The sequence below is a fragment of the Simiduia sp. genome (assembly GCF_058345725.1).
On the sequence record NZ_JBTUOC010000009.1, the window covers coordinates 13,781 to 27,834 of the forward strand.

The following is a 14,054-nucleotide window of genomic DNA, read 5'->3' on the forward strand; positions in this document are numbered from 1 at the left end:
TCGCCTATTTTTATAAGAATCAGTTATATAAATACTGAACTTAAGGTCGACGACTGCCCCACAGAAAGGCAGCGCGCCCAATGCGAGAGAGATGCACACAACTTATTCGCGCCACTTACTGTTAGCAGGGATTGCTGTTAGCACCTGCTTGACTGCCCCTTGCGCTCTGGGAGCGCTGGATAGCCGGGTTGTTTCAGATGTGGAACGCAGCCACACAAGTCCTCTGCTGGCCGATCACCTCATCGAGCTGGGGCGACAGAGTGATGTCAGTATTATCTTTCCGAGCAAACTGCTTGCCGGCAAGCTGGCCCCCAAGTCGCTGGCACAGACGCGCGAACTGAGCATTCTAGAGGCGTTAGACCTACTGCTTAAGGGCTCAGACTTAACTTATAAAGTCATTAATGAGCAAGTCATTGCGATTATCTCCGTAACCGCGCCCAATTCAGCCCCCCAAGAACAGCCGCTGAACTACTACCTCGAAGAGATTGCCGTCGTCGGTCAGCAAATAACTGGCAGCCGCATTCGTCGCAGCAACATCTTGGGAGCATCGCCAGTAGACGTTATTTCACAACCTGAGCTCGCCGCCAGCGGCGCCCAGTCGCTCGGTGAATTTTTGAAGTTTATTCCCACTGTGGCCGGCAACTCCACCAGCACGGCCGTTAGCAATGGCGGCGATGGCACCGCAACGGTCACCTTGCGCGGGCTGCCGGCAAATAACACCCTGGTGCTACTCAACGGCCAGCGCACAGCCTACGCCGGCTTGGCAGGCGATGCCATCGACCTAAACTCGATTCCACCCGCAGCCGTAGAGCGCATCGAAGTACTGAAAGATGGCGCCTCCGCACTTTATGGCTCCGACGCCATTGCCGGGGTGGTCAATATCATCATGCGGCAGAATTATAACGGCTTTCAGGTAGAGCAATTTTACGGCGAAACCTCCCGCTCCGACCTAGAGACCAGCACGACAAACTTGCTGTGGGGCCAAACGGGCCCGTCCGGCTCGCTAATGGTGGCGGCCTCCTACTTTAAACAACAAGGAATTAACAGCCGTGATCGCGCTGTTTCAGCCTCTGCCGACAATCGCAGCCTGGGCGGGCAAGACCTGCGCTCCAGCGCGACCACAACGGGGCGCTTTACCTTGGATGACGAGGTGTTCACGCTCATTGACGGCAACACCGGTTCGGCAGCCGAAGACTTTCGCACGGCAACCGACGAAGACCTGTTTAATTACTCCGACTATACATCGGCCATTTCGCCCTCAAGCAGGGCGAGCCTGTTCACTACCGGCCGGATTGAACTCAACCATAACATCAGCTTATTTGCCGACGCATCCTACACGGGTACCGAGGCATCAATCACACTGGCGCCAACGCCACTCTTCTCAGACTTTGAACTCGAAAAAATAACCGTCGCCGCAGACCAACTGTATAACCCATTTGACGCGACTATTCACGACGCTCGCAAGCGCTTTCTGGATCTGGGCAGCCGGGAGCAATTTAACCAAGCGCACGCCTATCGCCTAAACTGGGGGTTGGAAGGCGACGATAACTTGGTGCGCTGGCAACTCAACCAATACTGGAGCAAAACGAACGCGCGCGTAGACTATAGCAACCTACTTAGCGGCCGCCGGTTGCAGCAGGCGCTGAATGGAAATTGTAATCAGCCCTGTGTTCCCCTAAACCTATTTGGCGACCAGGGCAGCATGACCCCAGACATGCTCGATTTTGTGCGGGCAGAAAGCACCACCAAAGGTCACAGCCAGCTCATCGGCCTCAGCTTTGCTGTGGACGCCCCCTTAGCCAACCTCCCCGAGGGCGAGCTGTTAGGCGCAGCCGGCTTTGAAATCCGACGCGAAGATACTTACCGATCGCCAACCCCCTCCGACGACTTCCTGATCGGCGGCGGCGAAAGATCTGTCACCAAGGGCGCGCGCAACATCACGGAAATGTTTGCCGAGTTGCAATTGCCCTTGGCCGCCGAGCGCCAGTACGCGCACCAACTAGACCTTGAACTGGCCGCGCGCCTATCCCAGTACAGCGACTTTGGCTCGGCTGCCACCCCAAAAATCGGCCTGCGCTACCAACCGGTGCGCGGCCTATTGTTTCGCAGCACCCTATCTAAAGGCTTTCGCGCCCCCAGCCTTAACGAGATCCACAAGGGCGGCAACATCACCCAGGCATTCCTTAACGACCCCTGCGCAGAAGCGGAAAACGTTGGCGTTATGCCTGGCTGCACGCAGCAGAGCGACACCACTCGCAATCAATATTTGACTGAATTTGGCGGATCTCAAAACCTACAGCCAGAGCGCTCAACCAACAAGACCTTAGGCGTAGTCTGGACACCCAGCCAGCTACCGGGCCTATATGCCAATGTCGACATTTTCTGGATCGACCAATCCAACGTCGTCGACGCATCGGCACAGTACATTTTGAACCAGAACGCACAGTTCCTTGCCTTTCCAAGCCGAGTCATTCGCAATGACGAGGGCGAGATAGAAAAAATCAACGCCAGCTTTTTAAACATTGGCCGGCGACAATTGAATGGCGTCGATCTAGCACTGCGTTACCAACACCTACTGGAAAACGGCGTGGCCACCTTTTCTCTTAACGCGGCCCATTTACGTAAATTTGAAGATCAACTGGCGCCCAACGCACCCGCCCTGGATCTGGCCGGCAGCTTTTCAGACGAAGCTTCAGAAGGTAACGGCGCCCTACCCAAATGGAAGGCAAACACCGGCTTCAACTGGAAACAAGAGGGCCTGGACCTGCACTACACCATTAATTTCATCAGCGCCCTTGAAGAAGAAATCCCCAAAACCACAAATAAACGCGATATATCCCACTGGATTACCCACGACGTCCAACTCAGCTACCTGCTCGCAGTTCAAAAGGGGCTAACCCTGACCTTGGGCGCCGACAACCTGCTCGACACCCCCGCCCCATTCGCCGCCTCGGCCTTTAATGACAGCATGGATTCCCGCACACACGACCTGAAAGGTCGATATTGGTATGGGCGAATAAGCTTAAAACTCTAAGCTATTGTTTTTTAATAACTTTTATTGCGTAAAAAAAATTGAGGCCCCCCTGCATCGCTTCGTCTTATAGGCTGAGGTTGAAGTTTGGCGTTCAAGCTCAGCCCATCATAAGAACACATAAATGAGGAAGCCATAATGGTTAAACGCACTAAACTAGCTACTGCTATTAAGTTCGCAGCGTTGGGAGCTACCAGCGCTGCAATGTTGATGTCCGGCCAAGCTCTTGCGCAAAATGACGCAGGTCTAGAGGCACTGGAAGAAGTCATCGTTACCGGTTCAGCAATTAAGCGCAAAGACCTGGATGGCGCACTACCCGTACAAATCTTCGGTCGCGAGGACATGGACCGCAGCGGCATCACGTCAACGGGTGATCTGATCTCTAAGATGACCGCCATGCAAGGCTTCACCACCCCTGCTGACTCAGCGGGCGGCGGCGGCGGCGGCATTCAAACTGCCAGCATCCACGACATTGGCAGCGAATACACCTTGGTACTTTTAAATGGTCGTCGTATGGCGCCCGCCGACTCTGGCGGCACCATCGATTTGAAGGCCATTCCAATGAGCATGTTGCAACAGGTAGAAGTGCTGACTGATGGCGCGAGCGCACTGTACGGTTCAGATGCAATTGCAGGTGTAGTGAACTTCAAACTAATCGATGAAATGGAAGGCACCAACATCAGTGCGCGCTACTCTAGCCCTGAAGCCGGCGCAGGCGTTGGCGTAGACTTTGATATCAGCACAGGTTTTGGCAGCTTCGCTGAAGATGGCTTCTCTATTGTGGCTGCGTTCAACCACAGCGAGCAAGAACAGCTTGCGGCAGCGGACCGTGACTTTGCTAAAACAGGTATCCTAACCGTTGGTGAACCTATCAGCGGCCAAGATGGTCTGTTCTTTAACGGCTCAGGTAATGCCATTCCCGGTAATGCTCGCGTACGGTATTTAGATCCCGCAAATGTTACGGCGGACAACCCAACCGGCCTGACCACAATTACCTTTAACCCTTACGCCAAAACCAATGGTAGCTGTGCTGAGAATACGTCAGCAATTGGCGAAGAATGCTGGTTCGACTACACAAGCACCATTGAAATTGTGCCGGAATCCACCCGTGACTCCTTATTTCTAAATGGTAAGGCTCGCATTTCTGACGACCTAACTGCTTTCGCTACCGTGGTCTACTCAGACACAAGCACTACTGCCCGAATTGCACCTTATCCCACAGGTTGGGTTCCATTGCCCAACGACTCAGATTTGGTAGCAAACGAAGTACTGCCACATTTAACAGCCGCTCAAATCGCAACACTGCAAAACGTTGCCGGTCGCTGGAGGGCATTACCTGCTAACGGTCGTACCACTGAATACAATTCCTCAGCACTGCATTTTGTTGCTGGCCTGGAAGGCACATTTGGCGACGTCGACTACACTGCGGCATACACTTTCGCCAAGAATGATCAAGAACAGAACTACCCTACCGGCTGGTTAATTCGCGATCCTTTCGTTGCAGCAGCTGGCAGCGGTGCGTTCAACATTTTCGCCCATCCCGATGATTTTACCGACGCCGATCGTGCAGCACTGGCACCCGCCATTTACTCTGGCAACTGGGATAACACCGAAGTTACCGTAAATACCATTGATGGCGTTGCATCAAAGCCCATGTTTGACATGGGTGGCGGCGAAGCCATCCTGGCAGCGGGCTTTGATTATCGCAGCACGTCGTACAAGCGCACAGTCGCAGAAGCAAATGCCAACGAAGAGCTGCTGTTCCTGTCGCCAGATACTCCTTACGACATGAGCCGTACTCAGTGGGGCCTCTTTGGTGAATTCTTGATGCCTGTTACTGAAGATCTCGAGGTGACCGCGTCACTGCGCTATGACTCTATCAGCGACATCGATTCTGATGGTGCGTCAGTAGGGCAGACCATGGATGATGCCACTTACAAAATCAGTGCTCGCTGGGACCTGACCGATAGCCTCGCACTGCGCGCTGCATACGGCACTGGCTTTAAAGCCCCCACCATGCGTCAAATCGCCGAGCCTCGCTCAGAATTTGGTGTGACCTCTGATAACTATAGCTGCCCCTTTGCTTCGGGTGATGAATTGCGTCAGTACTGCTTAACCGGTGAATCACAGTACACGATTTTCCGTCAAGGCTATGCCGAGCTGGAGCCTGAGAAATCAACGCAGTTCACCTTTGGTGGCGTATTCCAGCCAAGCAACACTGCAACGTTTACTGTTGACTACTGGAATGTGGAAATCACTGATGTTGTAGAGCGCTTGACTGAGCAGCAAATCTTTGGTGATCCTGTCACTTACCGCAACCTCTTTACCACCAAGACCAACTTGGCCACTAATGAGGAAGAGCTTGCAATTATCCAAGCTGCGGTTAACGCCGGCGAATATAAAGCGTCAGGTATCGATTATAATATCAGTGAATCATACGACTTGAGCTTTGGCGTACTTACCACCACCCTCGGCGGTACCTATATGATTGAATCTGTAAGCTCGCTTACAGGCTCAAGCTTAGGTCGGTTCGGCGAGAATAACGCGGTAACTTTCCGCAATCGCGTTCGCCTGGGTGCAACCCTGGATCAAGAAATGTTTAGTCACAGCCTGTCTCTTGACTTCAAGTCTGGCTACCGTGACCAGGCACAGACTGTAAACCTGATTGATCCAGATACAGGTGAGCCAGACTACTCTGTTGACACACCAATCCAGCTGTCAATCCCGTCTTACTACACTGTTGATTATCAAACGCGTGCTTCGCTGATGGATGACCAATTAACAATCACCATCGGTGTCAACAACTTACTGGATGCTCAACCGCCGCTCTCATTGCGTACTGGCGGTGCTGGTCACCAAGTAGGCTGGGACCCACGCTATGTAGACGCCTATGGACGCACTGCTTACATCCAAGCAGGCTATACGTTTTAAGTAGTCTATAAAACAAAAAAGGGTAGAGATTAATCTCTACCCTTTTTTTATTCCTGGAACTTACATTAAGCCAAATCGCCTGAACTTGAAGATGAAACCACTCCAAATCCAAACCCTCTAAATAGCTAATCGACCCTGAGCAAAAGAGCTTCCGCCTTTTTTTCATAAAGCAAAATATGGTCAGGTCGCAAGGAATATTTTTTGGCATTATTCAGCGACGATATAATTGACTCAATTCCATCCACGTGAACCTGCACCTTAGCCTTTAAGTAATAAAACCTGTGGTCTCGCGGCTGAAGTTCTATTGCTTTGTCGAGACTTTTTAAAGCACCGGCATACCTCCCCTGATCATACAGCCGCTCTGCTACTGAAAAATGGTAGTATGGATTTTTCGACCTTGCTTCAGCTACCTGATTTCGCAATACTTTCGCCTCCTCGCTTCGCCCTTGAACTTCCAGTAAACCTAGCAAGTTACCAGACACAACCTCCACAACGGCACCTTGATTTAAGGCATGATGAAAAGCTACTTCCGCCAAATCAAGCCGCCCAACACTTTTGTAAATTACACCCAGATTCCCCCATACCACGCCTGAATGAGGGTCTAAAGACAGCGCCTTTTTCAAGTACAAGAAAGCATTTTGCTTATCATTTGTTCGCAAAAATTCCATCGCTCTATTATTGTAATACTGCGCTTCCAACTGGTCCTTTCCTATGCGTTTGGATTGGTAACTTGGATCGAAATTTTCTCTATTAATATCCACCGCAATTACTTTGCTAAATGGTAACTGAGCAATTACATTGACATGCTGGTAATAGATCATTCTCCCACTTTCGTCCAAATCCCACGTTGGAGGAACATCTACTAAATTAAACTCAACGCTTAGTCCCTGCCTCTTTGCAAGAGCATAATACAGAATGGAAAAAGACAGGCAGTTTGCTTCTGCTCTATAAAACGCCTCTTGAGCTGTTAAGGTTTTCCCTGAGTGATAATCAAGCCCTAAACCACTCGATTTCATTAAAGCTTCCGCCAAGCTCCTCACCCTAATCTCTGATGGCATGCTTCTTGGTGCAAAATATTCAGCAAACTGTTCCATGTCAGGACTCAGCTCAAATGGCTTATCATCTGGCAACTCCTGACTTGCTCCCTCGGCTACTAAGCCGGTGCCTTCCAGCAACTTATGCAATTGCTCATTTGAAACATCGCTGACCAATCCATTAGTCTGGCATCCTGCAAAACAAGAAATTGATATAAGTACTACCCATAATTTGACCATTCTAGCTCCTTTATTGACATCATCCGTTTTGGCTTGCTCTACAACCTATCCCAAGAACCTTTGAGGCTCAGCATTTTTTAACCGTCTTTATTACGATGTGAAATAACCATAATGAGGATTAGGCATGACTACTGCCACTATTTCAGCTCCCGGGGAGTTCCTGGGACACCCCAAAGGGCTCTATGTGTGCTTTGCCACAGAGCTTTGGGAGCGCTTCTCTTTCTATGGCATGAAGTATTTGTTACTCCTTTATGTCACAAAATACCACCTATTTACAGATTCTGCCGGTTATGACGTACTTGGTGCATATGCCGGTTTGGTATATGCACTGCCTCTCATTGGCGGTTTATTGGCTGATCGCTACTTGGGTATGCGCAAGGCGGTGATCTTCGGGGCCATTTTATTGACTGCCGGTCATGCCACTATGGCCTATGAAGGCTTTGAGGCAATGAAATTTGCGGCAGGTACCACGCTGGCTGAGGCGATTACCCTGAACGATGGCACTGTACTCGCCGCTGGCACGGTCTTGGCCGAGGATGTCATTATTCAGGACGTGGTGGCACTGAAAGTGTTTTTCTTTGCACTCGCCCTGATCACTGTGGGTGTAGGCTTCCTGAAGCCCAATATCTCCACTATTGTGGGTAAACTTTACGGCAAAGATGACCCGCGCCGGGATTCAGGTTTCACCATTTTCTACATGGGTATCAACATAGGCTCCTTTACCGCCACATTACTGTGCGGTTGGTTGGGTGAGACCTACGGCTGGAGCTACGGCTTTGGCGCTGCAGGCATAGGCATGCTGTTTGGCTTGATTACCTTCCTGAAATTCCAGCACACACTGCAAGGTCACGCGGAGCCCGCCGAGCCGGCGCGCTTGAAAGAGACCTTTTTAGGACCTATCAACAAAGAGTGGGCGATTTACCTGGGCGGTCTGCTGTCTTTGTCGGTGGTTTGGTTCCTGATTCAAAATGAACCTGTGGTACACCTCGCTCAAAACAGCCTGCTGATTATCGCCGTGGTGGGTATTATTTTGTACTCCATGCTCTACCAGCCCGAGAAAGGCCACGATTGGCTAGCCATTGGTATGGCAGTAGCCACGATGGTGGTGGGCTTGGTATGGGCCTTCACGGGCGACGACACCTGGCTGGGCTTAATGCTGCTGGGCCTGGTGGCCTTTATCGGCTACGGCTTTAAATCCCACAACAGCGCCGAGTATGGCCGCACGGTTGTCTTGATGGTATTGATTGTCTCCACCATCGTTTTCTGGGCACTGTTTGAGCAATCTGCCGGCAGCATGACACTCTACGCCGATCGCGTATTGGACCGCAGCTTCGGCGACGGCGAGATCCGCGCATCCATGTTCGGTTCGCTAAACGCGGGCTTTATCATGCTATTTGCCATTCCCTTTGCTGCACTTTGGGTTTGGTTATCCAAGCGTGGACTGGAGCCCTCAACGCCCGTGAAATTTGGCTTGGGTATCATGCAGGCGGGCCTTGGCTTTGGCGCCTTGGTGATTGGCGCCGAATTTGCGGACGATGCCGGCAAAGTTGCGATGATCTGGCTGGTACTTGCCTACATGCTCCACACCACCGGCGAACTGTGCCTGTCACCCGTTGGCCTGTCGGCGGTCACCAAACTGTCAATCGGCAAGGTGGTGGGGGTCTCTATGGGCACCTGGTTCCTGGCGACCGCGCTGTCTGAAACTGTTGCCACCCGCATCGGCAAGATGGCGGCAATTGATACCGGCGGTGCTGAAGCAGCTGATGCCATGCAGTTGCTGACCACCTATACCAGCCTGTATGAGTTTTTGATGTGGACCGGTATCGGTATCGGCGTGTTTATGATCATCATCTCGCCGCTACTCAAGAAAGGCATGCACGGTATCCACTGATTTATCACCGTTATGGCCTCGATCAAACCAACAAAAAGCCCGGCAATTGCCGGGCTTTTTTATTTAGCGATTATTAACTGATCCAACCAACGCGTTTACCAGCCACACTGGCGGTCTTTATTCTGCTCATCCAACCAAACCTTCAGCGGGGCAAAATAATCCACGATAGCCGAGGCATCCAGGTTTGGCTGACCGGTGAGCGCAGCCATGGCGTTTTGCCAGGGTTGGCTGCTACCCATGGCCATCATGGCCTGCAATTTATCGCCTGCAGCCTTGCTGTTATAAATGGAGCAGCGATGGAGCGGGCCCTGGTAGTCGACAGTTTCACACAGCGCTCGGTGAAATTGAAACTGCTGAATAAAGGCCAGGAAATAGCGAGTATAGGGTGTATTGCCGGGAATATGGTACTTAGCACCCGGGTCAAAGTCCGCCTCTGTGCGCGCCACCGGCGCGCTAATGCCTTGATACTGCTCCCGCAGTTGCCACCAGCCTTTGTTGTAATCAGCCGACTTAATTTCGCCGTTAAACACCTGCCAGCGCCACTTGTCTACCATTAAGCCAAAGGGCAGGAAGGCAATTTTATCCAGCGCCATTTGCATCAGGTAGCCCAAGTCTTCCGACACTGGCGGCTCTTTGTCTAACAGCCCCAGGCTAACCAGATAGGAGGGGGTAATCGACAGCGCAACCGTATCGCCTAAAGCTTCGTGGAAACCGTCGTTCGCACTGCCCTGGAATAGAAAAGGCTGTTCATTGTAGGCGCGCTGATAGTAATTGTGCCCCAGTTCGTGGTGAACGGTTTGGAAGTCCTCTGCATTTTTCTGAATGCACATTTTAATGCGTAGATCATCTTTGCTGTCGAGGTTCCAGGCGCTCGCATGACACACCACTTCTCTATCGCGCGGCTTTAAAAATTGCGAGCGCTCCCAAAAAGTCTCCGGCAAGGGGGCAAAGCCCAGCGATGAAAAGAACGACTCGGCTGTACGCACCATGCCCAATTCATTCATTCCACTTTTTTCGATCAGTTTGGTCAAATCGTAGCTTTGTTGACTGTTGGCCGGTTTGACCTTGTCGTACACATTACCCCAGGTTTGTGCCCACATATTCCCCAACAAATGGGCGGGAATTTTTCCGGTTTTAGGTACTACTTCTTCGCCGTAGGTATCGCTTAACCGCGCGCGCACATGGCAGTGCAGCGCCTCGTACAGCGGCTTCACTTTGTTCCACTGGGCATCCACATCTGCGGCAAAGGCGTCGGGTGCCATGTCGTAGTTGGAGCGCCACAAGACCGACAGGTTTTCAAAGCCTAAATCTTTAGCGCCGGCATTGGCGATTTCAACCTGGCGCTCGTACAGTGGCCGCATAGGCGGTGATACCTGGCGCCAGCCAGACCACATTTCCTGCATTAGCGCGGGGTCTTTGCCCTCCGCCAAAATATTGCTCATCTGCTGAAGATCAAAACACTCGCCCGACGGCCGACAGTATTTACCCTCGCCGTACATGCCCTGCATCTTGGACCCGATATCTGCCAGCTCACCGGCCAGCGCTTCGTCGTCCGGCGATGGAAAGCTCAACCCCAAACGCAGGGCGTCCAATTTGCGGCGGGTTTCCGGCTTGAGTTCAACACCATCCCAGTTTTTAACCTGCTTGGCGTACTTCACCACCTGTAGCGTAAAGTCCTTGCCGGCCCTGGCCTCGATAAATTGACTGTCTTTATTGATGTAGGTGGCGGCCAGCCAACTGGCTCGCGACGCGTATTCCGCCGTATCCTTTAAGGACTTTTCCGCCTCTGCGACAAAAGCTGCGGCACTGGCCTGATCGTAAACTGGAGCCTGTGCAACGGTCGCCTTTTCGGCGCCCTTGGGCTGGCAAGCCATCAGCAAACCCGCGGCAATTGCAGTGGCCAGCAGTCTATTAGTGGTTTTTATTTTCATTGTTGTTTCCCTTAATCTTGCCACTCGTCGGCGGCGACTGTTTCAGTTTCTTTCTTTGCTGCAGCAATCCATTCCTGTAAAGCCGGCAGTGTTAACACCTGTTCGACATAGGCCAGGCACCGGTCACTCACGGGTAATTGGTAGGTATGTATACGCAGTGCCACCGGCGCAAAATAAGCGTCGACAATGCCCAGCTGCCCACCCAACCAAGGCCCCTGACTAGCATCTAGCAGGCTGTGCCATAGGGATTCTAAACGCGCCAAATCCCCTTCCACGCCTCCGCGCAAGGGCGCCTTAAAGGGCGGCTTACGACAGTTCATGGGGTAGTGACTGCGCAGCGCCATAAACCCCGTATGCATTTCCATAACTGCCGAAATGGCGAGCCCCTGCACCACGGGATCTTTTGGCCAGTTGGCGCTGTCCGGAAAATTGCGGTACACGTATTCGATAATGGCCAGCGAGTCCGACACGCGCACCTTGCCGTGAATCAATGCCGGCACCTTGCCCGAGGGCGAATAGGTGAATATTTCCTGCTGGAATTGGTGTGTGTCTAAGGGCAAGCGAATTTCATCAAAACTGATGTCGTTCAACTTGAGATACAACCAGGCTCTGAGCGACCAACTGGAATAGTTTTTATTGCCGATAACCAGCGTAAGTTCTGCCATAAATGCGATGTCCTGCGCGTATAAGAATTAGTCCGTGATGGTTTTATAGAGTGTAAAACCCCGTTTTTGATAGTTTGCCAGTGCGGCGGGGTGATCTAAGTCACAGGTATGTACCCATACGCGGCTCGCCCCGGCGAGCCAAGCCCGCTCAATTGCCGCACTCAAGAGTGGGCCGCCCAAGCCCTTCGACAGCGCCTGGGGCAGCAGGCCGAAATAGCGAATCTCCACAGCCACAGGCCGCTCACCGTTTATGGGAACGGCCAGCTCAAAATAGCCACAGTCCTCGCCCTCTAGCTGCAATACCACAGTAATGATACGTTCGACCGCTGCGTCACCCTGTTCCTCCTCACCAAAACCTTCCACGTAGGCCTGCCAGCGCGCCAGCGGCCAGTCAGCCTTGTCCCGCCAACCCCAAGGCTCGCCAACACCAAGATAAAAACGGCGATTCAAGGCAGCATCGGGCCGCTGCAGCTCAATGAGTTTCGCGTCCTGTGTCGCAAAGGCTTTCAAATTTGCCGAGGCGGGCGTTAGCATCTCCAAATAATAAGTTTTGCAGTTCAAATCAGCGCCTCCGCGCATAGGCAATGTAAGTAAGACGAGGGGCGTGCCAGGGCCCTCATAACCTTGCAGGCCGCGCTGGACAGGCATAGGGTATCTAAGTAGGTAAGCAGCTATAAAAATAGCAGGCAACCACCTCTACAGCTCATTTGGTAACCGCCTGCTAAACTTTTGTATGAATCCGTCAAGCAGTATCCGCCATGAACACAACGCCCATGCACAACCGCACTATTAAAGGTAAATCTTTGATTTCATGGCGGTTAATAGCAAATCCTGCGGAGAGATTGTGCGGCAAACCTCCTAGCCTGGGCGGTTGCGACTCAGCCAAGGGCAATGTGCGCAGACCACCCCGCAGCCAGTGCGCGCCACACCCCCAGCCTTTCCCAGGCCAATGTCTATTAATGCCGCACAACAGCGGCTATCCACTGAACCTACCCCAGCTACGCGCACAGTGTCCGTTACGCGCCACGAGCACCGGAAACTCCGCCAATTGGAGTGCCTACGTCAGCCCACAGTGGTTAGTGCATCGAACAGCGCCGAGCAGGCAGCGTTGGGTATTGAGCTACCCTGGCTGTAGCCCTGCAACCGGGGCACCCTATGCTCGCTAGCACATATCGCAACTTCAAGACGCTTGGTGCGCTTTTGCTCGCCACCCTCCTTGGCGGTAGCGCCGTTGCGCAAGCAGACGAAGTTACCTACACAGCACGCGTCTGCATCGACGACTACCCTCCATTAAGCTATTTCGTCGACAACCGGGCCACCGGCGCTATGATCGACGCGCTGAATATCATTGGCGAGCGGATGAACATTGCCGTGCTTCCCTCCCCCGACACCCCCTTTGCGCGCTGCTTGCGCATGGCTGAAGCCGGCTTAACCGATTTTATGGTAAGCCTAATTCCCACCCCAGAGCGGCTTGTTTACCTAGAGATGTTTCCCTATGCAGAAATAGAACCTCTGCGCTTTTTAGTGCTCGCCGATCAAAAAAAAGTATTTGATAATCTCGGAAAAATAAAATTAGCGCGATTGGGGCTGGTCAACGGCTTTCAATACCCCGACGAATTCCACGACAAAACACTGAACGTCGTATTGTCACCGAATGCAGAGGCCGGGGTCAGACTGCTTCGTTCGCACCGCATTGACATCCTGCTGCTCAACCAAACGGTCGCGCAACACCTGGTAAAGCACGAACTGGTTAACCGTCAGTTTCCAACTCAACCGATCAAGCTATTACCCTACGAATACACCCGCGAAGGCAATGCAAACTCAATAGCCTTGTCCAAAAAATCGCCACTTATGGCGCGACAAGAGGAGCTGGCCGCAATCATTGAGGAGTTAAGGCGAGACGGCACCTTTGAGTTGCTCATTGAAAAACATCAGCAGCGACCATAAAAAAGCCCGGCAAGCCGGGCAAAAGCACGATTATGTAGGTGCAGAAGTATTGCGATCTGGCAATATTCTAAAATGCAATTTTTCCTGTGAGCATATCCTTAAACATCACCCAGTCGCCTAAAAAGCTGTAGCCGGGATGCTCAAAAGTTGCCGGCTTATTTTTTTCAAAAAAGAAATGCCCCACCCAGGCAAAGCCATAACCCTGAATTAGCCCGAGCAATAGCCACCAGAGGTTTAGCGTCACAAGCGTCACAACCACTAGGCACAGCGCAATCAGAGAACCCACAAAGTGTAACCGTCGGCAGGTTACATTGGTATGTTCCGCCAGGTAGTAGGGATAGAACTCTGCAAAATTTTTAAACGTTTGCACGATTAAACCTCCAG

The 14,054-nt window shown here is 52.1% G+C and carries 9 protein-coding genes; 4 read left to right on the forward strand and 5 right to left on the reverse strand.

Translation table 11 applies throughout. The features are described from left to right. Window positions 1–199 precede the first annotated feature (199 nt). Together ACW8F6_RS02365 and ACW8F6_RS02370 are read left to right on the forward strand one after the other, a co-directional pair. The gene (locus ACW8F6_RS02365) at window positions 200–3,034 is read left to right on the forward strand and encodes a TonB-dependent receptor (RefSeq protein ID WP_491574238.1); all 2,835 of its coding nucleotides are present in this window, start codon (window positions 200–202) and stop codon (window positions 3,032–3,034) included. Between the two features lie 135 nt (window positions 3,035–3,169). Beyond that, entirely contained in the window at window positions 3,170–5,962 is a 2,793-nt protein-coding gene (locus ACW8F6_RS02370) for a TonB-dependent receptor domain-containing protein (protein WP_491574239.1), read from the forward strand. 125 nt (window positions 5,963–6,087) lie between these two features. Here the strand turns inward: ACW8F6_RS02370 and ACW8F6_RS02375 are convergent, their stop codons facing one another. Beyond that, a complete protein-coding gene (locus ACW8F6_RS02375) occupies window positions 6,088–7,236 on the reverse strand; it encodes a tetratricopeptide repeat protein (RefSeq protein ID WP_491574240.1) in 1,149 nt (382 codons plus the stop codon). A 124-nt stretch (window positions 7,237–7,360) separates the two neighbouring features. Here ACW8F6_RS02375 and ACW8F6_RS02380 point away from each other — a divergent pair, with 124 nt between their 5' ends. Beyond that, window positions 7,361–9,127 (forward strand): peptide MFS transporter, encoded by a 1,767-nt coding sequence (locus ACW8F6_RS02380; protein ID WP_491574241.1) that lies wholly within the window; start codon window positions 7,361–7,363, stop codon window positions 9,125–9,127. 95 nt (window positions 9,128–9,222) lie between these two features. Here the strand turns inward: ACW8F6_RS02380 and ACW8F6_RS02385 are convergent, their stop codons facing one another. The 3 genes from ACW8F6_RS02385 to ACW8F6_RS02395 all read right to left on the reverse strand — a co-directional run bounded on the left by ACW8F6_RS02385 (window position 9,223) and on the right by ACW8F6_RS02395 (window position 12,284). Further along, window positions 9,223–11,001 carry a M2 family metallopeptidase gene (locus tag ACW8F6_RS02385; protein ID WP_491574259.1) on the reverse strand — a complete coding sequence of 593 codons (1,779 nt, stop codon included), beginning with the start codon at window positions 10,999–11,001 and terminating at the stop codon, window positions 9,223–9,225. 68 nt (window positions 11,002–11,069) lie between these two features. Further along, complete coding sequence (locus tag ACW8F6_RS02390; protein ID WP_491574242.1) at window positions 11,070–11,723, reverse strand: glutathione S-transferase family protein; 654 nt, start codon at window positions 11,721–11,723, stop codon at window positions 11,070–11,072. Window positions 11,724–11,750: 27 nt separating this feature from the next. Further along, window positions 11,751–12,284 carry a GNAT family N-acetyltransferase gene (locus tag ACW8F6_RS02395; RefSeq protein ID WP_491574243.1) on the reverse strand — a complete coding sequence of 178 codons (534 nt, stop codon included), beginning with the start codon at window positions 12,282–12,284 and terminating at the stop codon, window positions 11,751–11,753. A 594-nt stretch (window positions 12,285–12,878) separates the two neighbouring features. Between ACW8F6_RS02395 and ACW8F6_RS02400 the strand changes: the two genes are divergently transcribed. Next, window positions 12,879–13,670 carry a substrate-binding periplasmic protein gene (locus ACW8F6_RS02400; RefSeq protein ID WP_491574244.1) on the forward strand — a complete coding sequence of 264 codons (792 nt, stop codon included), beginning with the start codon at window positions 12,879–12,881 and terminating at the stop codon, window positions 13,668–13,670. A gap of 67 nt (window positions 13,671–13,737) precedes the next feature. Here ACW8F6_RS02400 and ACW8F6_RS02405 read toward each other — a convergent pair whose 3' ends face one another. After that, window positions 13,738–14,040: an Mpo1-like protein gene (locus ACW8F6_RS02405; RefSeq protein ID WP_491574245.1), complete on the reverse strand. Its 303-nt coding sequence runs from the start codon at window positions 14,038–14,040 to the stop codon at window positions 13,738–13,740. Window positions 14,041–14,054 lie beyond the last annotated feature (14 nt).

What these genes read in the sequence shown, in the direction of transcription:
- ACW8F6_RS02370 (WP_491574239.1), top strand. Translation starts at nt 3,170, where the DNA reads ATGGTTAAACGCACTAAACTAGCTACTGCTATTAAGTTCGCAGCGTTG.
- ACW8F6_RS02375 (WP_491574240.1), bottom strand. Translation starts at nt 7,236, where the DNA reads ATGGTCAAATTATGGGTAGTACTTATATCAATTTCTTGTTTTGCAGGA.
- ACW8F6_RS02380 (WP_491574241.1), top strand. Translation starts at nt 7,361, where the DNA reads ATGACTACTGCCACTATTTCAGCTCCCGGGGAGTTCCTGGGACACCCC.
- ACW8F6_RS02385 (WP_491574259.1), bottom strand. Translation starts at nt 11,001, where the DNA reads ATGGCTTGCCAGCCCAAGGGCGCCGAAAAGGCGACCGTTGCACAGGCT.
- ACW8F6_RS02390 (WP_491574242.1), bottom strand. Translation starts at nt 11,723, where the DNA reads ATGGCAGAACTTACGCTGGTTATCGGCAATAAAAACTATTCCAGTTGG.
- ACW8F6_RS02400 (WP_491574244.1), top strand. Translation starts at nt 12,879, where the DNA reads ATGCTCGCTAGCACATATCGCAACTTCAAGACGCTTGGTGCGCTTTTG.